The sequence below is a fragment of the Hymenobacter caeli genome (assembly GCF_013294115.1).
Classification (GTDB): Bacteria; Bacteroidota; Bacteroidia; order Cytophagales; family Hymenobacteraceae; genus Hymenobacter; species Hymenobacter caeli.
Genome location: NZ_JABSNP010000021.1, coordinates 1 through 22,494, shown reverse-complemented (window position 1 = coordinate 22,494; position 22,494 = coordinate 1). Strand labels below are relative to the sequence as shown.

Genomic DNA, 22,494 nt, shown 5'->3' with positions numbered 1-22,494 from the left:
AGAGCGTTGGCCCTAAACAGTCGTTGTTCAATTTTCACGCAAAGGCCCCGCCGTCCACCGCCAGCGCGTGGCCGGTAATGAAAGAGGATTGCTCGGAGCACAGCCACAGGGCCACGTCGGCCACCTCTTCGGGCCGGCCGAGGCGCTTGAGGGCGGCTTGGCCCGAGAACTTGGCCAGGGCCTCGGGATTATTGCGCAGGTTGAGGCGGCCGTCCATAATCATGGGCGTTTCGATGCCGGTGGGGCACAGCGCATTCACCCGGATGCCACGGGTGGCGTATTCCAAAGCCGCCGTTTTGGTGAGGCCTACCACGCCGTGCTTCGAGGCGGCGTACGACACGTTATTGGGGTGCCCGTGCAGGCCCGCGGCCGAGGCCACGTTCACGATGGTGCCGCTGCCCTGCGGAAGCATTGCGGCCAGCTCTTCCTGCACGCAGTACCAGGTGCCGGTCAGGTTCACGGCCAGCACTTTCGTCCACGCCTCCTCAGGGTAGTCGCCGGTCGGCGCGTTCACGCCGCCCGTGATGCCGGCGTTGTTCACCGCGCAATCGAGGCGACCAAACTGGCTCACGGCCAGGGCTACCATTGCCTTCACATCGGCCCGGCTGGCGATGTCGGTGCGGATGAAAACCGCCTCGCCGCCGCCGGCTTCAATCTGCTTCACCGTTTCCTGGCCGCCGGCTTCGTCCACATCGGCCACCACTACCTGCCCGCCCTCGCTGGCGAAGGCCAGCGCCGTGGCCCGGCCGATGCCCGAGCCCGCCCCCGTTACGGCGCACACCTTGCCGGCGAAGCGGCGGGGCAACAGGGGGGTAGGGACTTGACTAGTCATAAAAATTAGAAAAAAAGCGGAAGGCAGGTTGAATAAAATATTGATTATCAGCAGGGAGAAAGTCGTTAGTCGAGGTAGGCTACGGCGCGGGTCCAGCCGCCGCTGCCACCGGTTATTTTAATGGGAAAAGCGCTGATTTTAAAGCCGAAAGGTGGTAATTGGTCCAGGTTGGCGAGCTTCTCAATCTGGCAGTATTCGCGCTCGCGGCCCACGAAGTGCGCGGCCCACACCACGCCGGGCCGGGGGTTGGCGTGGTAGTCAGCCGACTGCACGTGCAGCGGCGTGTCCCAGCCCCAGCCATCGGTACCCATCACCTTGATGCCCTGGTCGATGAGCCAGCGCGTGGCCTCCACCGAAGCGCCCACGTGGATTTTGGCAAACTCCGGCTCAAACATCTTCTTGTCGGCATCGCAGCGCACCAGCACGATGTCGAACGGCTTAAGGGTGTAGCCAAGAGCCGCTAATTTCTCCTGCAAGTCAGCCACCGAAAACTCGTAGCCGGCCGGCTTATCGGTAAAATTCAGCACCACCGCGTCGCCGTAAAACCACTCCAGCGGCAGCTGGTCGATGGTGCGGGCCGGCCGGCCTTCCGAAGTCGGCCCGTAGTGCCAGGGCGCGTCCACATGGGTACCGGCGTGGCTGTTGAGCGTCAGCGTTTCACCGGCCAGCGCCAGCCCGTCGGGGAAGGCCGAGCTGGGCACGCCAAACAGGCGCGGCCCCACCACGTTGGCCCCCTCCTCGTGCGACGACCACGCAATGGACAGCGGCAAGGGGTCTTGCACGCGGTTGTCAATTGGGCAGCTCAAGTCGATGATTTTCATGGAAATACCGGCTAAACAATCGTGTTGGTGAGCTTGCCCAGGCCGGTGATTTCCAGCTCCACCACGTCGCCGGGCTCCAGCCAGCGGTGGGTTTCGGGGCCCAGCTCCAGCAGGCAGCCCCAGCCCACGGTGCCCGAGCCCAGGATGGCCCCCGGCCGCAGCGTCACGCCCTTGGAGGCGCGCTCCAGCATCTGGCCGAAGGTGTAGTGCACCGTCTGGTAGTTGCCGTCGGAGAGCAGGCGGCCGTTCACGGTGGCCGTCATGCGCAGGTCGAAGCGGTGGTTGTGGGTGGCAAAAGCGGCCAGCTCGTCCTTGGTCACGAGCCAGGGCCCCAGCGAGGTGGCAAAGTCCTTGCCCTTGGCGGGGCCCAGGTGCACCTTCATCTCGGGCATCTGGATGTCGCGGGCGCTCCAGTCGTTCAGCACGGCGTAGCCGAAAATGTACTCGTCCGCGTCCTCCGCCTTTACATCGCGGGCCGTTTTGCCGATGATGCAGGCCAGCTCCAGCTCGTAATCCAGTCGCTGGCAGCCTTTGGGCCGGGCCACCTCGTCGCCGGGCCCGTGGATGCTTTCGTGGTTGGAGAAGTAGAAAATTGGCATCTGGTACCACTCCTCGGCCAGGGTGTGGCCGGCCCGGCTGGTGGCGTTGATGAGGTGCCGCTCGAAGGCTACGTAGTCGCGGAAGCTGCTGGGGTTGGGCAGCGGGGCCAGCAGCCGCACATCGGCCAGCTGGTGGGTAGGAGCGGCTTCCGTCAGCTTCAGCTCGGCCAGCAGGGGTAGGAACTTGTCCTGGCCTTCGATGAAGCCGCGCATGTCGGCCGGCAGCTGGCCCTGGCTGGCCTGGTGCAGGTCCACGATGCCCCGGTCGAGCAGCAGGCCGGCCCGGCTTTCGTGTTCAGCGCTTTGGAAGGTGACGAATTTCATTTTTAAGCTGTTAGCTAATAGCTGCTAGCCGTTAGCTTTTTTGAGGTGAAAGCAATGGAAACGATGGAGAGCTAACAGCCAACAGCCAGTAGCTAACAGCTTCTTATAAAGGCTGGGCCAGCGCCTGCTGCGCCTCCGCGGTGAGCTTATTCCGGTCGCCCATGGTGCCGGCCATTTCCCATTCGCCGATTTGGTCGGCCACGTCGCACACCATCTTGCAGCGGGCGTAGCGGCGGGTCATGAAGTTGTCGAGGCTGGTTTGCAGCGGCTGGTCTTTCACCAGCTCCTCGCCCAGCACCAGGGCGTCTTCCACCGAAATGCCGGCCCCCTGCCCGATGTGGGGCGAGGTCGAGTGGGCCGCGTCGCCGATGAGCACTACCCGGCCCTTGTACCACTTTTCGGGCACGAATACTACTTCCATGGGCCGGTACACCACGCCTTTGTTTTCGGTAATCTGGTCGCGCAGCTCGGCGATGATGCCGCCGGTGTGGCCCTTGAGGCGGTCGCGCATCTGGGCGGCGAGGTCCTCGTCGGCAATGCGGGGCTTGGTCGGCTCGTTCGAGGTGCAGTACATGTACATCAGGTCCTCGGCCAGCGGGCAGAGGCCGGCGGCCAGCCCATCGCGGCCGATGTAGTTGGCCAGATGGTCTACCGAGCGCGGAAAATTATAGCGCCACACGGCCTGGCCCGTAAAGCGGGGCTTCACCTCCGGGAAAATCATTTCCCGCACCTTCGAGTAAGTGCCGTCGGCCCCCACAATGAGGTCGTAGGTACCGGTGCTGCCATCAGTGAAGGTGGCGGTGATGTTGTGCTCGGTTTCGGTGTAGCTGGCCAGCGTCACGCCCAGGCGCACGTTGGTACCGGTTTCCAATGCCGTGCTGGTCAGTACTTTGTGCAGGGCCGGGCGCGACACGCCGCAGTTGGGCGGGTACTGGGGGCCGGCCAGGCGGTGGCCGGGCATCACCATTTCGCCCCGCGGCGACTCCACCGTCACCACCTCAAAGGGGTAAGCCCGGTCCATGAACTTGTCGAGCACGCCCAACTCGTTGAACGCCCGCATCACATTCGATTGAATGATGATGCCCACGCCGTACACCGTCCATTCCTTTTTCAGCTCCACGATGTCCACCGCCACGCCGCTTTTGCGCAGGCTGATGGCCAGCGAAAGTCCGGCGATGCCGCCGCCAACTACGAGTACCTTGTTTTCTGTCAACATCAGATGGGAATTTAATAACTTGGTTAAGTTTTGTAAATCAATCAGTTGCCGTCGCTTATCACGGTGCCGCCGTCCACCACCAGGTTCTGGCCGGTGATGAAGCCGCCCGCCTGGCTGGCCAGCAGCACGGCCACGCCGGCTACTTCCTCAGGCTGACCCACCCGGCGCAAGGGGGTAGCGGCCAGGCGTTTGGCCATCACCTCCGGGCTTTCGAGCATGGGCCGGGCAAATGCGGTTTCAATCACGCCCGGCGAGATGGTGTTGGCCCGGATATTCGCCGGCCCGAACTCCACCGCCAGGTTGCGCGCCAGCTGCATCAGCGCGGCCTTCGACACGCCGTAGAGGCCGATGCTGCGGTTACCGCGCACCCCGGCAATGCTGGCCAGGTAAATCAGGGCCCCGTCTTGCCGCGCCACCATTTGCGGCACCAGCAGCTTGGTCAGGTACATGGCGCTCTGCAGGTTGAGGGCCATCGTGCGTTCGAAATCGTTTGCGTCGAGGTCCAAAACGGAGCCCACTGGGGCCACGCCCACGCACGATACCAGCACATCGACCCGGCCGAACTGCGCCAGGGCCGTGTCGGCCAGCTGCTGCACCTGGGCTGGGTCGCCCATGTCGCAGGACACCGCCAGGGTCGTAATGCCTTGGCCAGCAAAGTCCTGCACCGTAGCCGCGCAGGCTGCCGCGTCGTTGCCCGACACTACCACCGTGGCCCCGTGCTGGCCCATAGCCAGGGCAATGGCCTGGCCCATGCCGCTGCTGGCCCCCGTTACGAGGGCTACTTTGCCGGTCAGGTCGAAGAGGTTGCTGGTCATGGCTTTACCAATGAATCATGGGTTGGCCTGCCACCGGGCTGCGGAAATACGGCACCCGCGTGCCGCGCAAACTACCCAGGTACACGGTGCGCATATCGGGCCCGCCAAACGTGAGGCTCGACAGCCACGGGGCCACCGTGCCGTGCGTGGCGCCCATAATCTCAGGCGTCAGCGTGCCGGCGTGGAAGTGGTCGAACAGGCGCTTTTTGGTCGCTGGGTTGCTGTCGTCGAGCAAGGTCAGGATTTCGCCGTCAGGCGTTAGCGCAATCAGCTCGTCGGTGAAAATGAGCGTAATCCACAGATTACCAAAGGTATCGAAAGCAAAGCCATCGGGGAAGCCACCCAGCGACGCGGGGCCGTACACCTCGCGGTCGGTGAGCGAGCCGTCGGGCTGCACCCGCAGGCGCGAGATTTTCCAGCCCGTGCTTTCCACCACGTACAGCCATTCCTCGCGCGGGTCGAAGCGGATTTCGTTCGTCCCGCAAAAGCCCTCGGCCACGATGCGGATGCCATTTTCGTCAATCAGCCCGATGTAGCCATCGGCGGTTTTGGTGTTGAGCTGCCCGGTCCAGGGCTGCTCCCGAGTGGTGACGGTGAAGTAGATACGCCCCTTCGAGTCGCGCAGCGGGAAGTTGGCCTTGCCCAGCGGCTGCCCGTCGATGGCGGTATAGAGCGTCCGCAAATGCCCCTCGCGGGTCATGGTTTCGATGGCATCGGTGCCCCAGTTGGCGATGACGAAATCGCCGTTTTCCGCAAAACAAACGCCGTTGGGTAGCGAGCCGACCGACTGCACGTAGCGCGTTTCAAACGAGTTGCCGCCCGCCGGGGGGGTAGGGTTTTCTACGAACGGCGTCACCAATTGCTGGGTGCCGTCGGGGTCGAGGCGCATCATGCCGCCGCGGGCGTCGGCGGTCCACACGGTGCCGTCGCGCTCGGCCAGCACGCACTCCGGCCGCTGCAAATCGTGGCCGAGATACTGGATGTCGGCCCGGTTTACCTGCCAGTTCTTCAGCGGGTTAAGGGTGGGGGAAGGAGCAGTGGCGAGCATGTGGCTTACAGCGTTTTCTGAATCCAGTCGTACATCGGGAAGGTGCGCGTGAAGCCGTCAATCTGGCAGTGCGCCGAGCCGGGCGAGCTGGCGGGCACCACGTTGAGGGTGCGCGGGCAGGTGAGGTCGTTGAAGGTGCGGTAGGCGTGGCTCACCGGGTTCTGGCGGTCGTCTTCGCCGTGCAGGATGTAGGTGGGCATCGAGATTTTCTCGGCCACGCCGCGCAGGTTGTAGTGCGAGAGCTTCTCCCGCGCATCCTTCATATTGTCCACGCCCACAATGTGTTGCAGGATGGTGGCCAGCGGGTGGGTATCGGGCCGGTTGGCCCAGATTTCGTGGTAGTCGTACACCGCGCCCCAGATGGCGCACACCTTGAAGCGCGGCTCAAACGCCGCAATGCGGGCCGCCATGTAGCCGCCCATGCTCACGGCCATAATGCCGATGCGCTGGGGGTCCATGGGCAGGTTGGCCAAGGCCCAGTCGAGCGCCGCCGTGCCAGCCACCTCGTAGTCGAAGCGGTGGTGGAGGTGGTGGAGGCGCAGGGCCCCGCCCTGGCCCGGCCCGTCCAGCATCAGCAGCGAAATGCCGCGCTCGTTCAGCAGCTGGGCCGGCCCGAAGAAGAACTCCTCCGCCGTCGAGTCGAGGCCGCCAAACAGTATCATAAGCGGGCCGCCCGCGCCGCCGGGGGCCTCCGCGTAGTAGCCGGGCAGCGTCGAGCCTTCAAACGGCACTTCCACCCGCCGGGGCGGAGTAGGCAGCAGCGCCGCGCCCTTCTGGAAGGCGGCCACGCTGCTCTGATAGGTCGGAAACTTGCGGCCATCGGTGGGCAGCAAAAAAAACTCGGAGGTGCGCAGGTAGTTGGCCGCCCGCAAAAAAGCCGCCCGCGCCGAAATGGTGCGCCCCTCGTCCAGCGCCTGGTTGGCTTCGGACAGCGAGCGGCGGCCCTGGGCCAGCCACTCCTTATGGAAGCTCTCCAGGTTGCCTACCTCGATTTTGCTGGCCGTGTCCAGCACCTCGTTGGTTTCGCCGCCGCCGTAGAGGCTCTGCGTCAGCGCGCGCTGCACCTGGTACGAGAACATGTAGTTCTCCGGAAAAAAATGCCACATTTTTCTTTTAAGCTGTTAGCTACTAGCTGATAGCTATTAGCTTTTGAACTAGTGATGCAGAAGACAGAGAATTAGGTTTTCGATGGGTGAAAAGCCAATAGCTAAAAGCCAATAACTAACAGCTCAACGCAAAGGCTACTCTACTTCCAATTCCTTCTGCACCAAGTCTTTCTTCTGGTACTTGCTGTCCTGGCCTTCCTTCAGGCTGCCGTCTTTGGTCCAGGGGCTGGTGATGCCCCAGGCGTCGTTGGGGTTGTCTTTCAAATAATGCACATCCGGCCCGTGGTCGGGGGCGAAGATGAGGCGGGCCGCGGCGTAGAACTCGAAGCGGTTGCCGCCCGGCTCGATGACGTAGATGAAGAAGCCTTCGTCGGCCTTGTGGCGGGTGGGGGCCCCCATTTCCAGCTGGTAGCCGTTCTCAATCACCCAGTCGCAGGCCAGCAGCACTTCCTCCCGGCTGTCGAAGTTGAAGGCTACGTGGTTGAACGAACCCTGGCCGGGCACGCCCTTGGGGTCGGAAAACACGGCAATGTCGTGCGACAAATTGCCGATGGTGAACAGGCCGCCCACGGCCGGCATCTCGTCGGTGATGCGCACCTCGTCGGGGTTCTTCATGCCCAGGGCCTTGTAGAACTCGCGGTCGGCCACGTAGTTGGTCGTGAACAGCGTCACGTGGTCGAAGCGGCGCGGCGACATGCCGCGGCGGCGGTTGCTGGCGTAGCGGTCGGCAAACACGCTGCCGCGCTGGCCCGTTTCGCGCAGCCACACCACGTCCCAGAAGATTTCGTGCACGTGCCCGTCGGGCGAGTGGAAGCGGTAGGCGCGGCCGTGGCCCAAGTCGCCTTCTACCCAGCCAATGCCGGCCCCCGTGCTCTCCAGGTGCTGCACGGCATCTTCGAGCGCCTCGGGCGAGTCGGCGCGCCAGGCCAAGTGGGCCATGCCGGGCTGGTCGCGGTGCGTAATTTTGAGCGTGTGGTGGAAGTAGTCGCCCCAGGCCCGCAGGTACACCGAGGTTTCGTCGCGGCCGGTTTCGTCCAGGCCGGCAATATCGGTCAGGAATTTAACCGTTTCCTCGACTTTGGGGCTGTAGAGCTCGATGTGGGCGAGCTGGGAAATGAAGTGGGGGTTCTTGGCCATGTCGGAGCGCTAATTTTTGGATGAGGTGCAGGGCTGGCAATGTGGCGGAGCGGGCCAACGTTGCTGTTTTTGTAGCGTCAAATTGTTCTTAACCAGTAATGAATCTTAACCAGTGATGAATGCAGCCTTCGCAATGCCCGGCGGACCAAGCTGTGCAGGTTGTGCCTGATGGATTCCGGTAGCCACCCTTGGTTAAAAAGTGCGTGATTACTTACTGCTACAAAGGGACTGCTTATCAAGCCCCGATCAAGAATATTATTCGCTACTTGACTAGGACAATCTGAAAACTTTACTGCCCCGGCCTTCAAAAAGCTTGGGTGGGTACCCGGTTTTTGAGCGAAATATCTCTGAGTCTGCTGGCTTACTATTTCGTTCTTTTCGAATACAATGGCCCGTTAGAACCTGATTTTGCTTAAATCATAACAGGCCTTTGCAGAAGTGGTTAGGTACAAAAATGCCCTGGGCGGGTATGAAGGTGAGCATGCACTCACGTTCATACCCGCCCAGGGCATTTTTGCAGAATGCTTTCGCTTAAATACTCATGAGGAAGTGCGCGCGAGGATCTTTTCCCGGAAAGCTTCGGGGGTGATGCCGGTTTGCTTTTTAAAAAACCGACTGAAGTAGGCTTGCTCGTTGAAACCCAGGTCGAAGGCAATTTCTTTAAAGCTCCTCTCACACAAGCTGATGCTGCGTTTAGCTTCCAGTATCAATTGGTTGTGAATGGCTTGGGTGATGGTATAGCCCCATTTCTCCTTCAGTAGCTCGTTCACCCGTTGGGGCGTCAGCCCCAGGTGGTCGGCGTAGAAATCGGTTTTCCGCTCTTCCCGGTAATGCTGCTGGATGAGGGCCGACAGCGTGACCAAGCGCTTGTCGCTGAACTGGGCCACGGCGGGGTTGGTCTCGCGGGTGGCTTGGTAAATGTGAAGCAAAAAGGCCTTGACGTAAGATTGCACCACCAGCGGGTGCTGCCCACCGGCTTGCTCCAGTTGCAGCAGGCGCACCAGCAGCTCCAGCGGCGGCAGCTGCTCGTCGATCAATTGGATGCCCTCGTTCACCGACAGGTTGAAAAGGTGCTTGAGGTACGCTTCGGGGATGCCGTTCACAAACTCGGGGGCCAGCGCGATGACGAAGCCCGTGGGCCGGGGCCCCGGCATGGCGTGGACCTGGCCGGGGGCCAGGAAATAAACCAAGTTTTTACAAACGGGATAATCTTCAAAGTCAACGCTGTGGTCTTGCCCGTTTGAGGTAAACCACAGGATTTCGTAAAACTGGTGGCGGTGGTGCACGCCGAAACGCACCGAGTCCGCCTTTTCAATCTGGCCGATCAGAAAATAATTCGCGTGCAGGTCGTGTAGCGGGATAAGAGCCTTCGTTTTCATTGCAATGGTAAACCGCTAGCGGCCCGCAAAGCGGGTCCCTTTGGTAATTGAGCCATTAAATTAAGCCATTAACGCCGGGAGTTGCCCACGCCGCCGGGGGCCGGCCGGGCCTTGCCTACCCTCATACCCGTTGCAGCCACCACAGCTCCACGGCCAGGGGGCCTCCGGCGTACAGCACCGGGGCCCCGGCGGGCGTGGGCAGGCCGTGCGCTTCGATTAAGTTCGAGTCGAATTCCAGCAGCTCAGCTCCGCGCAACGGCCAGGCCTCGTGGTGGATGCGGCCGCGGTAGAGGCGGGGGCCCCAGGCGGCGTACAGGCAGTAGCGCTCGGTGAGGAAAAAGGCCAGCGAGCCGGGCGCGGTGGCCGCGGGCGGCAGCGGTGCGCCCACGCGCCAGGTGGCGGCGAAGTGCGCGGCCGGGGCCCCGCCGTGGGTGCGGCGGGCGGTGTAGCGCACCTGGTTGGGGGCGGGGCGGGCCAGCGCCATGCGGGCGCGCAGGTAGGGCAGGTGAAAAACCGTGCGCGCCGCCCACACGGCCAGGGCGTTGGTGGCGTCGAGCGACAAAAACCACACGCCGGGCACGCCGTCGAGGTGCACGTAGGTGCGCACGTTCAGCTCCAGGAACTGGTTGGCTCCGGGGATGGGCGGCGTGAAGCGGGTGCGCACGTCCCACATCCGAAACGGCACAATGGCCAGCCAGGCGTGGCCGTCGTGCAGGTCGAGGGCCAGGCGCGGGGGCAGGTAGGGGGCCAGCACCGCCGGCGGCACCGGCCAGTGCATGAAGAGGAGGTCGCCCCAGCTTTGGCGCATCAGGGGCGGGCCGGCGGGGGGCTGGCGCAGGGCCAGGCGGCCGGCCAGGGTGGGAGTGGGCATGAAAGCGGTTGTCGGTGAGCAGCGGGCCATGAACAAGCGGCAGGGGAAAAGGGCCCTGGGTGGGGCCTCCGCGCCCGTCAACTGTGCACTGGCAACGGCTGGTTGCCCGCCGGCAACGGCCCTAGTACTTGGGCAGGGTGGGGTCCACCTCGCGGCTCCAGGCGTCGATGCCGCCGCGCAGGTTCAGCAGGTTGTGGCGGCCGTGGCGCTGCTGCAAGTAGCTGATGGCCTGGGCCGAGCGCACGCCGTGGTGGCACACGAGCACCACCTCGCCGTTGGCGGGCACGTCGGCGGTGCGCTGGGGCAACTCGTCGAGCGGCACCAGCACGCTGCCGGGCAGGTGGCAGTAGTCGAACTCAATCGGGTCGCGCACGTCGATCAGGTGCAGGAACTCGCCGGCCGCGAGCCGGGCCGCCAATTGAACAGGACTGATAGCGGCGATAACCATAAAACTAACAACTGGTAGAAAAGACAAAGATACGTTCCCCGACGACTCGGCGAGGCCTTAAATTTGCCCTGAATGGCATTATGACAAGCTTTACTTGCCGTATAGTAGTTGTTCAAATTGTTATTTGTGTTTTCCGGGGGTGCGGCTTGGCAGGAAAGTGCGGGCCGCCCGCACCTTTGCCCGGGGTAGCCCTTCCCGGTTCCTTCTTTTTCTCATGAGTATCCGCTGCTACCCATGCTCCGCATCGCGCTGACCGGCCCGGAATCGACGGGCAAATCGACGCTGTGCCAGCAGCTGGCCGCCCACTACCACGCGCCCTGCGCGCCCGAGTACGCCCGCGCCTACCTGGCCGGCCGCCGGCCGCCCTACGCGCTGGCCGACCTCGAAGCCATTGCCCGGGGCCAGCTGGCGGCCGAAGCGCAGGCGGCGGCCGCCACCGGCCGCGTCGTGTTTTGCGACACCGATTTGCTGGTGATAAAAATCTGGGCCGAGCACGCCTTTGGCCGCTGCCCCGACTGGATTGCCCGGCGCGTGGCGCAGCAGCGCTACGACCTCGTGCTGCTCATGGGCGTGGACATGCCTTGGGAGCCCGACCCGCTGCGCGAGCACCCCGAGCCCCACTTGCGCCAGCACTTCTACCGCCTCTACCAGCGCGAGCTGGCGGGCGGCGCGGCCAACTTCGCCGAAATCTGGGGGGCCCCGGCGCAGCGCTTTGCCACGGCCCGGCGGCTGGTGGATGCGCTGTTGCGCGCAGGGCCGCGGCCGTAGCTTAGGGGCGCTAACCGTTTGCCTTGCTCCGCCCCATGCCCGACCTCATCCTTGCCAACGACCACTGCCGGGCCGCTTTTGCCGCCCACGGGGCCGAGCTGACTAGCTTCGCGGCCGCCGGCCGGGAATACGTGTGGGCCGCCGACCCCGCCGTGTGGGGCCGCCACGCGCCGGTGCTCTTTCCCATCGTGGGCCGCCTGCCCGGCGATACCTACCTGCACCAGGGCCAAGCTTACACGCTGGGCCAGCACGGCTTCGCCCGCGACCAGGCCTTTGCCGTGCTGCGCCATTCCGCCACCGAGCTGGCCTTTCGCCTGACGGACTCGGCCGACACCCGCGCCAACTACCCGTTTGCCTTCGCGCTGGACATCACCTACACCTTGCGCGGCACCGCCCTGGCCGTGCGCTGGGACGTGCGCAACCCCGCCGGGGCCCCCGAAGAATTGCTGTTCAGCATCGGGGCCCACCCGGCTTTTTGCTGCCCGTTGCGCCCCGGGCAGGAGCAATTCGAAGACTATTACTTTGAGTTTGACCACCCCGTGACGCTCCGCCGCCAGCTGCTGCGCGGGGGCCTGCGCACCGGCGAAACCGCGCCCGTGCTGCACCAGCAAACCGCCCTGCCGCTCACCTATGCCCTATTTGCCGACGACGCGCTGGTGCTGGCGCACTACGACTTTACGCGCCTGGCGCTGCGCGCCCACGGCTCGCCGCACTTCGTGCGCCTGCGCTTCGACGGCTTTCCCTACCTGGGCCTGTGGACCAAGGGGCCCGGGGCGGCGTTCGTGTGCATCGAGCCGTGGCACGGGGTGGCCAGCCCCGTGGGGCCCCCGCAGGAGCTGCGCGACAAAGAGGGCATCCTCACGCTGGGGCCCGGCCAGGGCTTCGCGGCCACCTACGAAATCGAAATCGGCTGAGCCCGCCGAAACCTCCGGCGGGATTTCGTTGTCTGAGCAGGGCATTAAGCCCGCGGCCGCGAAAGCAGTCTGAACCGGAAGCTGCGCCTTTGCTCCGTTACTCTTTTGCTGCTGAACCTCCTGCCATGCCCCTCCGCGTAAGGTATTGCTTGTTGCTGGGCGGGCTGCTGCTGGCCGCGGGGGCAGTGGCCGCGCCCGCGCCGGCCGACAGCCTGCGCCGCCCCGCGCCCCGGCCCCGGCCGGCCCCGGCCGACGTCGTGGACCTGGCCAACGCCGCGGTGCCGCGCCTGCGCCTGGTGCCGCACGACTCGCTGGCCCTGGCGCGGGGCGGCAAGTTTGTGGCGCTGCTGCCGGCGGTGGGCTACTCGCAGCAAACCGGCGGGCTGGTGGAAGTGGCCACCAACGTGGCGTTCCAGGCCCCCCGGGCCAACCTTTCCACCATTCTCGGGGCCCTCATCTACACGGCCCACGCGCAGGCCATCTTCACGGCCACGTCGTCGCTGTGGGCGGCCGGCAACCGCTGGAACTTCGTCGGTGACTGGCGCATCATGCACTACCCGCAAAGCACCTACGGCCTGGGCATGCACACCACCACCGAGCAAGTGGTGACGATGGACTACGACTACCTGCGGCTGTACCAGAGCGTGCTGCGCCGCTTGGCCCCCAACTTCTACGCCGGGCTGGGCGTGGCCTTCGACGACCACTGGAACATCGTGAGCCGCAACGGCCAGCGTCAGGTCCGCGCCATTTCGCGCTACCGCGACGGGGTGTCGGGCCGCTCCCAGTCGCTGGGCCCCGTGCTGAGCCTGCTCTACGACAGCCGCACCAACGCCACCAATGCCGCGCACGGGGCCTACCTCAGCGCGGTGTACCGGCCCAACCGCCAAAGCGAAAGCAGCGGCGGCCCCGGCAACGGCGGCAAGTATCAGTCGCTGCTGCTCGAAGGCCGGGCGTACCTGCGCCCCAGCCGCCGCTCGGCCAACGTGCTGGCCTTCTGGTCGTACAACGCCCTCACGCTGAGCGGCGAGCCGCCGTTTCTGGACCTGCCCAGCACCGGCTGGGACATGTACAGCAACCTGGGCCGCGGCTACATCCAGGGCCGGTTCCGGGGCAAAAACCTGCTGTACCTCGAAAGCGAGTACCGCTTCGGCATCACCCGCAACCGCTTGCTGGGCGGGGTGGTGTTCGCCAACGCCCAGTCCGTGTCGGAAGACGCCCAGGTAGTCGACGAGCCCATCGCCAAGCGCTACGACAAAGTGGCCCCCGCCGTGGGCGCGGGCCTGCGCCTAAGCCTCAACAAGGTGTCGCGCACCAACTTGGGCGTGGACTACGCCCGGGGCATCCAGGGTTCCAGCAGCCTGTCGTTCAACGTGGGCGAAGTATTTTAAAAGAACGCGAAAAAGGTGGGGGAAGTGAGCATGGGGAAATGAATAATCTCCCCATGCTCACTTCCCCCACCTTTTTCACATTTATAAGAAGCTACGCGCCCACGCGGGGGCGGTTGTAGTCGGGTTCCCAGTCGTTGATGGGCCGCGAGATGCCCGGCGGCAGGTCCAGGTCGGGCAGGCCGGGGTCGTGGGGCTCGCCGCCGTCGTCGTCGTTGTCGGGCGGGGGCGGGGGCGGGCCCACCCGGCGGCGCGGCACCGTTAGCACAAACAACAGCACGGCACAAAGCGCAACGGCGTAGATAAGCTGGTACATGGCAGGCGAACGGAAAAAGGGCGGCGGGGCAACAACGCACGGAAGGCCCCTTGCGTTGCGCCCGCCCGGCCCCCTAAATTAACTGATTTTCGGCAAAAGGTTTTCAACCGGAACATAAAATCCGGGGCCCGGGCCCCGGCGGCACGCGCGGGGCCTATCTTTGCGCCCTGTTTAGGGGTGCTGGCGTTGTGCACGACGCCGGCTGAGATGATACCCATCGAACCTGAACCGGGTAATGCCGGCGAAGGGAAATAAACAATCCGCGGACGTTTCCGCCTCGGCTCCGACCCCTGGGGCCCGGGTGCGTTCTACCTTTTTCGTTACTTTTTTGAAAATTCTACCCTTTGCGGGGGCCGCGCTGCTGGCGCTGGCTGCCGCGCCTGTCTGGGCGCAAGGCCCCGTGTCCGGCACCCTCACCGATGCCCGGGGCGCGGCCCTGCCCGGGGCCACCATTACCCTGCCCGATGTGCCCGGCCTGGGCGCTACCACCGACGCCGCCGGCCGCTTTGCGCTGCCCGCCGTGCCCGCCGGCCCCCACACGCTGCGGGCCAGCTACGTGGGCTTCGAAGCCCAAACACTGCCGCTGCAAGGCCAGCCCGAACCCCAGCAGCTGCCCCCAATGGCCCTGCAAGCGGCCCGCAACCTCACGCCCGAGGCCGTGGTCACGGCCACCCGCGCCAACGAGCGCACCGGTACGGCCTACCAAAACGTGGGCCGCGAGCAGCTCCAGGCCCGCAACTTCGGCCAGGACATTCCCTACCTGCTCGACCAGACGCCGAGCGTGGTCACGACCTCCGACGCGGGTACCGGCGTGGGCTACACCGGCCTGCGCATCCGCGGCACCGACGGCACCCGCATCAACGTGACGCTGAACGGGGTGCCGGTGAACGAGGCCGAGAGCCACGGCGTATTTTTTGTTGATTTGCCCGACCTGGCCTCGTCGGTGCAGAGCATCCAGGTGCAGCGCGGGGCGGGGCCCAGCACCAACGGCGCGGGGGCCTTCGGGGCCAGCCTGAACGTGGAAACCCTGGGCCTGCGCACCCAGCCCTACGCCGAAATCAACAACTCGGCCGGCTCGTTTGGCACCTGGAAATCGACTATCATGGCCGGCACGGGCCTGATGAACGGCCACTTCGCGCTCGATGCCCGCGCCTCGCGGGTGCAGAGCGACGGCTACGTGGAGCGCGGCGCGGCGCGGCTGAAGTCGCTGTACTTGGCCGGTACCTATTCCGACGCCAAGACGCTGGTCCGGGCCTTGGTGCTCACTGGCTACGAAACCACCTACCAAAGCTGGTACGGCCTGGCCGACTCGCTGCTCACCAAAAACCGCCGCTACAACGAGGCCGGCACCGACGCCGGCCAGCACCTGCCGGCCTATAAAAACCAAACCGACAACTACCAGCAGGACTACTACCAGCTCCTGGTCTCGCGGCAGCTCACGCCCACCCTCAACCTGAGCGTGACGCCCTTCTGGACGCGCGGAGGCGGCTACTACGAAGAGTACAAGGCCAACCAGGATTTTGCCCAGTACGGCATCTCGGGGCCCGTGTACCAGCCCCGCGCCGGGGGCGGCGGCTTCGACACCCTGACGACGACCGACGTGATTCGCCGGCGCTGGCTGAAAACCGACCTCTACGGGGCCACCTACGCCCTGCAATTGCAGCCCCAGAACACGCAGTCACTCATTCAATCATTCACCCTGGGCGGGGCCCTGGTGAACTACCGCGGCCAGCATTTCGACGAGCTGACCTGGGCCCAGCGGGGCAATAACATTCCCGAAACCGGCACGCCCTACTACCAGGAGCCCAACGCCCACAAGCTCGACCTGAACACCTACGCCCGCGCCACGCTGGCCCTGGGCGAGCGGCTGTCCGCTTTTGGGGATGTGCAGTACCGCTACGTGAACTACGAGCTGTTTGCGCCCGACGGCAGCCCCAACGGCGGCAAGAGCCAGCAAACCATCAAGTTCAGCTTCCTGAACCCCAAGGCCGGCCTCACCTATCAGGTGAAGGACGGGCTGGCGGCCTACGCCTCCTACGCCCTGGCCCAGCGCGAGCCCACCCGCACCGACTACACCGACACGCCCGCCGAGCGCCGCCCCACCGCCGAGATGCTCAACAACTTCGAGGCCGGCCTGCGCCGCACCACGGGGCCCTTTCAGTGGTCGGCCAACTACTACCTGATGCTGTACCGCGACCAGCTGGTGCTGAGCGGGCACCTCGACGACGTGGGCAACCCCATCCACGCCAACGTGCGCGACTCGTACCGCACCGGCGTGGAGCTGCAAGCGGCGGCGCGGCTGGCCCGGGGCCTCACCTTCAGCCCCACGGCCACGTTCAGCCGCAACAAAATCAACAACTACACCGATTACCTGACCAACTACGACAGCGGCGGCGAGCAGGGCACCGCGTTCCGGCAAACCAACATCTCGTTCTCGCCCAGCGTCACCTTCGCCTACACCCTGGAGTACGAGCCGCTGCCCGGCCTGCGCCTGGCCACGCTGGCCCGCTACGCCGGCCGCCAGTACCTGGATAATACCAGTACTGAGAGCCGCAGCATCGCGCCCTACTACGTGCAGGACGTGCGCGTGCGCTACCTCTGGCACCCCTCAACGCTGGGGTTCCGCGAAATAGAAATTGCGGGCCTGCTCAACAACGTGCTGGGGGCCAAGTACGTGAACAACGGCTACACCTACGGCTACATCAGCGGCGGCCAGCCGCAGTACTACAGCTACTACTACCCGCAGGCCTTCACCAACTTCCTGGCCTCGGTGAATTTGCGCTGGTAGAACCTAGTGGCTTACCGGAAGCCGCCAGGTAGCCGGTGCGCGGGGCCTGGGGTCCGCGCTACGAGCGCAGTATCTTTACGGATATAACCATAGGGCCACCCGGTAGTTATCGGGTGGCCTTTACCGTAATCGCCGTGCTCCGCTTTTTATCCCTGTTTTGCCTGCTGCTGGCCGCCGGGGGCCCCGCCCTGGCCGCGCCCGCGCCGGGCCCCCCGGCCGTCACCATCGCCGCCGCCGCCGATTTGCAATACGTGCTCGATTCGCTGGTGACCATCTTCAAAAGCCAGCACCCCGCCGCCCAGGTGAGCGTGGTGTACGGCTCGTCGGGCAAGTTCTACGAGCAGCTCAGCCACGGGGCCCCGTTCGATGTCTTTTTCTCGGCCGACAGCGACTACCCGCGCCGCTTGCAGGCGCAGGGCCTCACGCTGGGGGCCCCGTGCCCCTACGCGCTGGGCCGCCTGGTGCTTTGGAGCAAAAAGCTCGACCCCGCCGCCAAGGGCATGAACACCTTGCTCGACCCGCGGGTGCGGCACGTGGCCATCGCCAACCCCGCCCACGCACCCTACGGCCGGAAAGCCGAGGAAATCCTGCGCCACTACCAGCTCTACGACCGGGTGCAGCCGCGCCTGGTGCTGGGCGAAAACATCGGCCAGGCCGCCCAGTACGCCGCCACGGGGGCCGCCGACGTGGGCATCCTGGCGTACTCGCTGGCCCTCAGCCCCGAGCTGCGGCGGGCGGGCCGCTTCTACCTCGTCCCCGCCACCGCCCACACGCCCCTGCGCCAGAGCTTCGTGCTGCTGAAGCAGGCCCAGGGCAACGCCACTGCCGCGGCGTTTGCGGCCTTTATGGGCGGCCCGGCTACCCGGCAAGCCTTGCGCAAGTACGGGTTCGGGCTGTGACGCTCAGGCTGCCCAGCAACGTGAGTGACTTTACCTGTTACTGGCTACCCTTTTTTCCTGCCCGATGATTATCGTAGAAAATCCAGATGGTTTCGGCCGCACCATCCTAGCCGAGGGCTGCGATGCAGACTTTCTGGAAAAACTTCCGGCTCACCTGGCATTCAGTAAGGGCCTGCTCCTTGCCCACGGCCTGGAAGTAAATGGCACCCTGGAACAGCTGGCGGAAATCGAAAAACTCATCGCAGCTCATCGGGAAGCGGCCGGCTGGCACACCCGCGATTTTTTTCAGGGGTTGGTTGCTTACTGCGGCGAGCTGCTACGGTCCAGAATAGCCGGTAGCTGGGGCATGGAAGAAAGCGGGCCGTGCCACGACTACCCAAAGTCCCGATACTTCCCGGTCATTATTGGCCCGAAAAATCAAACCTATGATTTTTCGGCCGACATCGAATCGGAATTATCTTATCTTCTAGAGCCAGGGTTAAACTGGGATAAAATGGATGGTTTATACTACGCAATGAAGTACCGATTCCGACGACCTGGTTTGCCACCCGGCAAATCTGACGAACTGCCACTCCCATTTTAAACGAAAAAAGTGCCCCCCGACTACTGGCAAACCCTGCGCCTGACCCTGGGCCTGGCCGCTTGCACCACGGTGCTGCTGCTGGCGCTGGGCGTGCCGTTGGCCTACGGCCTGGCCCACGGGCGCTACCGCCTCAAGCCGCTGGTGGAGGCCGTGGTGAGCCTGCCGCTGGTGCTGCCGCCCACCGTCATCGGGTTTTACCTGCTGCTGGCCTTTAGCGACGGCACGGCGCTGGGGCGGTTTTTGATTAACACGCTGGGGCTGAGCTTGAACTTCACGTTTGCCGGCATTCTAGTGGGGTCGCTGGTGTACAGCCTGCCGTTCATGGTGCAGCCGTTGCAGGCGGGGTTCCAGCAGGTGCCCCGCTCGCTCAGTGAGGCGGCCTACACGCTGGGCAAGTCGCGCCTGACGACCCTGTGGCGGGTGCTGCTGCCCAACATGCGGCCGGCGCTGCTCAGCGGCGCAGTGCTCACCTTCGCCCACACGCTGGGCGAGTTCGGGGTGGTGCTGATGATTGGCGGCAACCTGCCTGGCCGCACCCGGGTGGCCTCCATCGCCATCTACGATGAGCAGCAGGCCCTGCACTACGCCCAGGCCAACGCCTACGCCCTCACGCTGCTCGTCGTGGCTTTCGCCATTTTGGTGACCCTGTTTTACCTGACCAAGAAAGATGCCGGCCGCCGCCTGCTGTGAACTTCCCGCGCCGCCCGTGATTGACTTCCACCTCCGCAAAGCCTTGCATACCGCCGCCGGCCCCCGCACCCTCGACGTGGCCCTGGCCCTGGCCCCCGGCGAGCTGGTGGCCGTCAGCGGGCCCTCGGGCGCGGGCAAAACCACGCTGCTACGCCTGCTGGCCGGCCTCGACCGGCCCGATGGTGGCTTCGTGCGGGTCGAAAAACAGGTCTGGTACGAGCAGGAAACGCGCCGTTGGCTGCCGCCCCAGCGGCGGCCGCTGGGCTTCGTGTTTCAGGACTACGCCCTGTTTCCGCACCTGACAGTGCGCGAAAACCTGGCCTTCGCCGCCGCCGGGCAGCCCGGCGCGGGGCCCTTGGTGACTGAGCTGCTGGACGCGTTTGAGCTGGCCGAGCTGGCCCCGCGCCGCCCGGGGGCCTTGTCCGGGGGCCAGCAGCAGCGGGTGGCCCTGGCCCGCGCCCTGGCCCGCCGCCCGCGCCTGCTGCTGCTCGACGAGCCCCTGGCCGCCCTCGACCTGCCCACCCGCCAGCGCCTCCAGCAGGTGCTGGCCGACGTGCACCAACGGTTTGGCCTCACCACGCTGCTCGTCAGCCACGACCCGGCCGAAATTGCCCGCCTCGCCCACCGCGTGGTGGAGCTGGACCTGGGCCAGGTGCGCCGCGTGGGCCCCCCGGCGCTGCCCGCCCCCGCCCTGGCCGGCCGGGTAGTGGCGCTGCTGCCCGGCGGCCTGCTGCGGGTGCAGCTGGCCGGCGGCCCCGCCCTGGTGGATGTGCCCGCCCCGCCCGGCCGCGCCTACGCCCCCGGCGACGCGCTGGTGCTGACGGTGGGCGTGCAGTAGGCTGAACCGCGCCCCGGCCCGCCCTGTTACCTTTGCCTAAACCCATTCCTGCCCGCCATGTCCTCCATTGCCGACGTCCTCGCCCCCGAAGCCAAAGCCCACACCGCCCAGGGCGGCAGCACCAACGCCAACGGCTTCACCGATTATTTCGACCTCGACGGCCTGCTCACCGAGGAGCACATCCTCGTGCGCCAGAGCATCCGCGACTTCGTAAAAAAGGAGATTTCGCCTAACATTGAAAAGTGGGCCCAGCAGGCACATTTCCCCTCCGAAATCGTGCGCAAATTCGGCGACGTGGGGGCCTTCGGGCCCACCGTCCCCACCGAGTACGGCGGCGGCGGGATGGACTACATCAGCTACGGCCTGATTATGCAGGAAATCGAGCGCGGCGACTCCGGCATGCGCTCCACGGCCTCGGTGCAGGGCTCCTTGGTGATGTTTCCCATCTACCAGTACGGCTCGGAGGCGCAGCGGCGCAAGTTCCTGCCCAAGCTGGCCAGCGGCGAGTGGCTGGGCTGCTTCGGCCTCACCGAGCCCGACCACGGCTCGAACCCCGGCGGCATGACCACCAACATCAAGGACGCCGGCGACCACTACGTGCTGAACGGCGCGAAGCTCTGGATATCCAACTCGCCCGAGTGCCAGGTGGCCGTGGTTTGGGCCAAAAACGAGCAGGGCCGCATCAAGGGCGTCATCGTGGAGCGCGGCATGGAAGGCTTCACCACCCCCGAAATCCACAACAAGTGGAGCCTGCGGGCCAGCACTACCGGCGAGCTGGTGTTCGACAACGTGAAGATTCCCAAGGAGAACATCCTGCCCAACATCGAGGGCCTCCGGGGCCCCCTCAGCTGCCTCGACTCGGCCCGCTTCGGCATTGCCTGGGGCGCCATCGGCGCGGCCATCGACTGTTACGAGTCGGCCCTGAAATACAGCCTCCAGCGCGAGCAGTTCGGCAAGCCCATTGCCGCCTTCCAGCTCCAGCAGCGCAAGCTGGCCGAGATGATTACCGAAATCACCAAGGCCCAGCTCATGGCCTGGCGCTTAGGGGTTTTGAAGAACGAAGGCAAGGCCACCAGCGCCCAAATCAGCATGGCCAAGCGCAACTCCGTGGACATGGCCCTGCACGTGGCCCGCGAGGCCCGCCAAATCCACGGCGGCATGGGCATCACGGGCGAGTACCCCATCATGCGCCACATGATGAACCTCGAATCGGTCATCACCTACGAGGGCACCCACGACATCCACCTGCTCATCACCGGGGCCGATATTACGGGTATTCAGGCGTTTAAGTAAAAATAAGGTCGTGGGGGCACATCTTGAATTCCAAAAAATAAGCCCCAATGAAGCTTATAATTTTGTGGTCAATTCCGAGGAATTTATAACTTATTACCTAACACCAAAATCAGTCGAGTACTCTACTTATACTTTAGGTTATAGTCCTGTTGTTATTGCAGAAGTCTTTGCTGATTATTACAACATCAGACAGACGATAATAAGAAAAGGACATGAAATTCAAGGAAATTGGGAGAATGGTCTTAGTGGTAGATTAAGTTTATTTAATCCGGAAGAAACAAGAGCGTTCAGCGACTTATTGACTCCATTAAATCCGCTTGATGTAGCAAACTCAAACGCTGATAGATGCGAGTTATCGACTAATTCAAATGAGCGAAGGGATTATCTTGAGCATTGCGTAAGCGTAATAACCGAAATCCAAGAATTTTTAGGGTCTGCGGCTGCTTCAAACCAAGCCTTAGTTATCTACTTTGGGCATTAGTAATCCTTGCTTTCATGTCAGCCACCGATTCCTTTCAATACCTCACCGATGCCGCCGGCAAGCCTAAGGCTGTGGTGTTGCCGATGGCCGATTGGCTGGAGTTGAAGCAGTATTATCAGCAGTTGCACGGCCGCGCGTTGGTGCTGAGCGGCATTGGCGAGGCGTTGCGCGAGGTGCCGGAAATTCTGGCCGGCCGCCAGCCGGAAATCAGCTTAGATGATTTTTTAGCTTCGCTGTGAAGGCCCCGAGCGGGCCGCCCGTTGCCTCCGTTGTTACCACGGCTAATTTCCGCCGCGAAGCCAAGCCGCTGCTGAAAAAATACCGTTCGCTGAAACAGGAATTGGGCCAGTTGGCCGGGGCCCTCCGCCAGGATTCTGCGCAGGGCGAGCCGTTGGGGCAGGACTGCTACAAAATTCGCATTGCCATCGCCAGCAAGAGCCGTGGCAAAAGCGGCGGGGCCCGCGTTATCACCTACCGCCGGGTGATTGACACCAAAAACCAGGTGGTGAAGCTGTTCTTGTTGTCGATTTACGACAAAGCCGAAGTAGCTTCGATTGGCAAAGACGAAATAGCCCAGCTAATACAAGAAATAACCGAAGAGTAAGCAAGGCCACCAACACGCAAATCAGCATGGCCTGCACGTGGCCCGCGAGGCCCGCCAAATCCACGGCGGCATGGGCATCACGGGCGAGTACCCCATCATGCGCCACATGATGAACCTCGAATCGGTCATCACCTACGAGGGCACCCACGACATCCACCTGCTCATCACCGGGGCCGATATCACGGGTATACAGGCGTTTAAGTAATAATTTAAAATAAGTGACACCTGTAAAAAGCGGCTGCCTTGAGGTGGTCTAGTCAAGGCGCACAGAAGCAGGACGTATATTTCCTGAGTCATGAGTGCAGAAAAGACCAAGAAGACGCCGGATAAACGGCGTAA

24 protein-coding genes, 1 pseudogene and 1 riboswitch are annotated in these 22,494 nt (G+C 64.0%); of the genes and pseudogenes, 13 read left to right on the top strand and 12 right to left on the bottom strand.

What is annotated here, in order from left to right; genetic code table 11:
* Positions 1–34: 34 nt before the first annotated feature.
* From HNP98_RS18085 to HNP98_RS18035, 11 genes are all read right to left on the bottom strand, one after another.
* The gene (locus HNP98_RS18085; protein WP_173811586.1) at positions 35–832 is read right to left on the bottom strand and encodes an SDR family NAD(P)-dependent oxidoreductase; all 798 of its coding nucleotides are present in this window, start codon (positions 830–832) and stop codon (positions 35–37) included.
* Between the two features lie 65 nt (positions 833–897).
* Positions 898–1,653, bottom strand: coding sequence for a cyclase family protein (locus tag HNP98_RS18080; protein ID WP_173811585.1), 756 nt, complete (start codon positions 1,651–1,653; stop codon positions 898–900).
* Positions 1,654–1,664: 11 nt separating this feature from the next.
* Positions 1,665–2,576, bottom strand: coding sequence for a fumarylacetoacetate hydrolase family protein (locus HNP98_RS18075; protein WP_173811584.1), 912 nt, complete (start codon positions 2,574–2,576; stop codon positions 1,665–1,667).
* Between the two features lie 103 nt (positions 2,577–2,679).
* On the bottom strand, positions 2,680–3,792 hold the full coding sequence (locus tag HNP98_RS18070; protein WP_173811583.1) for an FAD-dependent oxidoreductase: 1,113 nt from the start codon (positions 3,790–3,792) through the stop codon (positions 2,680–2,682).
* Between the two features lie 41 nt (positions 3,793–3,833).
* Positions 3,834–4,607: an SDR family NAD(P)-dependent oxidoreductase gene (locus tag HNP98_RS18065; protein WP_173811582.1), complete on the bottom strand. Its 774-nt coding sequence runs from the start codon at positions 4,605–4,607 to the stop codon at positions 3,834–3,836.
* 4 nt (positions 4,608–4,611) lie between these two features.
* On the bottom strand, positions 4,612–5,655 hold the full coding sequence (locus HNP98_RS18060) for an SMP-30/gluconolactonase/LRE family protein (protein ID WP_173811581.1): 1,044 nt from the start codon (positions 5,653–5,655) through the stop codon (positions 4,612–4,614).
* A 5-nt stretch (positions 5,656–5,660) separates the two neighbouring features.
* A complete protein-coding gene (locus HNP98_RS18055; protein WP_173811580.1) occupies positions 5,661–6,761 on the bottom strand; it encodes an alpha/beta hydrolase family protein in 1,101 nt (366 codons plus the stop codon).
* A 135-nt stretch (positions 6,762–6,896) separates the two neighbouring features.
* Positions 6,897–7,898, bottom strand: a complete 1,002-nt coding sequence (locus HNP98_RS18050; protein ID WP_173811579.1) for a VOC family protein — start codon at positions 7,896–7,898, stop codon at positions 6,897–6,899.
* 539 nt (positions 7,899–8,437) lie between these two features.
* Positions 8,438–9,277, bottom strand: a complete 840-nt coding sequence (locus HNP98_RS18045) for a helix-turn-helix domain-containing protein (protein ID WP_173811578.1) — start codon at positions 9,275–9,277, stop codon at positions 8,438–8,440.
* A gap of 121 nt (positions 9,278–9,398) precedes the next feature.
* Complete coding sequence (locus HNP98_RS18040) at positions 9,399–10,148, bottom strand: YqjF family protein (RefSeq protein WP_173811577.1); 750 nt, start codon at positions 10,146–10,148, stop codon at positions 9,399–9,401.
* Between the two features lie 121 nt (positions 10,149–10,269).
* Complete coding sequence (locus HNP98_RS18035; RefSeq protein WP_173811576.1) at positions 10,270–10,596, bottom strand: rhodanese-like domain-containing protein; 327 nt, start codon at positions 10,594–10,596, stop codon at positions 10,270–10,272.
* Positions 10,597–10,830: 234 nt separating this feature from the next.
* Between HNP98_RS18035 and HNP98_RS18030 the strand changes: the two genes are divergently transcribed.
* The 3 genes from HNP98_RS18030 (at position 10,831) to HNP98_RS18020 (ending at position 13,666) form a co-directional block, all read left to right on the top strand.
* Positions 10,831–11,364, top strand: a complete 534-nt coding sequence (locus HNP98_RS18030) for an AAA family ATPase (protein ID WP_173811575.1) — start codon at positions 10,831–10,833, stop codon at positions 11,362–11,364.
* Between the two features lie 35 nt (positions 11,365–11,399).
* Complete coding sequence (locus tag HNP98_RS18025) at positions 11,400–12,278, top strand: aldose 1-epimerase family protein (RefSeq protein WP_173811574.1); 879 nt, start codon at positions 11,400–11,402, stop codon at positions 12,276–12,278.
* Between the two features lie 125 nt (positions 12,279–12,403).
* Positions 12,404–13,666 (top strand): BamA/TamA family outer membrane protein, encoded by a 1,263-nt coding sequence (locus HNP98_RS18020; protein WP_173811573.1) that lies wholly within the window; start codon positions 12,404–12,406, stop codon positions 13,664–13,666.
* A 91-nt stretch (positions 13,667–13,757) separates the two neighbouring features.
* Here HNP98_RS18020 and HNP98_RS18015 read toward each other — a convergent pair whose 3' ends face one another.
* Positions 13,758–13,979: a hypothetical protein gene (locus HNP98_RS18015; protein WP_173811572.1), complete on the bottom strand. Its 222-nt coding sequence runs from the start codon at positions 13,977–13,979 to the stop codon at positions 13,758–13,760.
* Between the two features lie 163 nt (positions 13,980–14,142).
* A riboswitch (TPP riboswitch) is annotated at positions 14,143–14,246 on the top strand.
* A gap of 61 nt (positions 14,247–14,307) precedes the next feature.
* Here HNP98_RS18015 and HNP98_RS18010 point away from each other — a divergent pair.
* The 10 genes and pseudogenes from HNP98_RS18010 to HNP98_RS17965 all read left to right on the top strand — a co-directional run.
* Positions 14,308–16,767: a TonB-dependent receptor gene (locus tag HNP98_RS18010; RefSeq protein ID WP_173811571.1), complete on the top strand. Its 2,460-nt coding sequence runs from the start codon at positions 14,308–14,310 to the stop codon at positions 16,765–16,767.
* 134 nt (positions 16,768–16,901) lie between these two features.
* Positions 16,902–17,666 carry a molybdate ABC transporter substrate-binding protein gene (gene modA / locus HNP98_RS18005; protein WP_217425829.1) on the top strand — a complete coding sequence of 255 codons (765 nt, stop codon included), beginning with the start codon at positions 16,902–16,904 and terminating at the stop codon, positions 17,664–17,666.
* A 64-nt stretch (positions 17,667–17,730) separates the two neighbouring features.
* Complete coding sequence (locus tag HNP98_RS18000) at positions 17,731–18,249, top strand: hypothetical protein (RefSeq protein ID WP_173811569.1); 519 nt, start codon at positions 17,731–17,733, stop codon at positions 18,247–18,249.
* A 9-nt stretch (positions 18,250–18,258) separates the two neighbouring features.
* Complete coding sequence (gene modB, locus HNP98_RS17995; RefSeq protein ID WP_173811568.1) at positions 18,259–18,939, top strand: molybdate ABC transporter permease subunit; 681 nt, start codon at positions 18,259–18,261, stop codon at positions 18,937–18,939.
* 16 nt (positions 18,940–18,955) lie between these two features.
* The gene (locus HNP98_RS17990) at positions 18,956–19,777 is read left to right on the top strand and encodes an ATP-binding cassette domain-containing protein (protein ID WP_173811567.1); all 822 of its coding nucleotides are present in this window, start codon (positions 18,956–18,958) and stop codon (positions 19,775–19,777) included.
* Between the two features lie 57 nt (positions 19,778–19,834).
* The gene (locus HNP98_RS17985) at positions 19,835–21,070 is read left to right on the top strand and encodes an acyl-CoA dehydrogenase family protein (RefSeq protein ID WP_246275206.1); all 1,236 of its coding nucleotides are present in this window, start codon (positions 19,835–19,837) and stop codon (positions 21,068–21,070) included.
* Positions 21,071–21,134: 64 nt separating this feature from the next.
* Positions 21,135–21,551, top strand: a complete 417-nt coding sequence (locus tag HNP98_RS17980) for a hypothetical protein (RefSeq protein ID WP_173811566.1) — start codon at positions 21,135–21,137, stop codon at positions 21,549–21,551.
* Between the two features lie 14 nt (positions 21,552–21,565).
* Positions 21,566–21,790 carry a hypothetical protein gene (locus tag HNP98_RS17975; RefSeq protein ID WP_173811565.1) on the top strand — a complete coding sequence of 75 codons (225 nt, stop codon included), beginning with the start codon at positions 21,566–21,568 and terminating at the stop codon, positions 21,788–21,790.
* Positions 21,787–22,155, top strand: a complete 369-nt coding sequence (locus tag HNP98_RS17970) for a hypothetical protein (protein WP_173811564.1) — start codon at positions 21,787–21,789, stop codon at positions 22,153–22,155. The genes HNP98_RS17975 and HNP98_RS17970 overlap by 4 nt, the downstream gene beginning before the upstream one ends.
* Positions 22,156–22,186: 31 nt before the next feature.
* Positions 22,187–22,360: pseudogene (locus HNP98_RS17965) on the top strand (acyl-CoA dehydrogenase family protein); the annotation flags it as partial.
* Positions 22,361–22,494 lie beyond the last annotated feature (134 nt).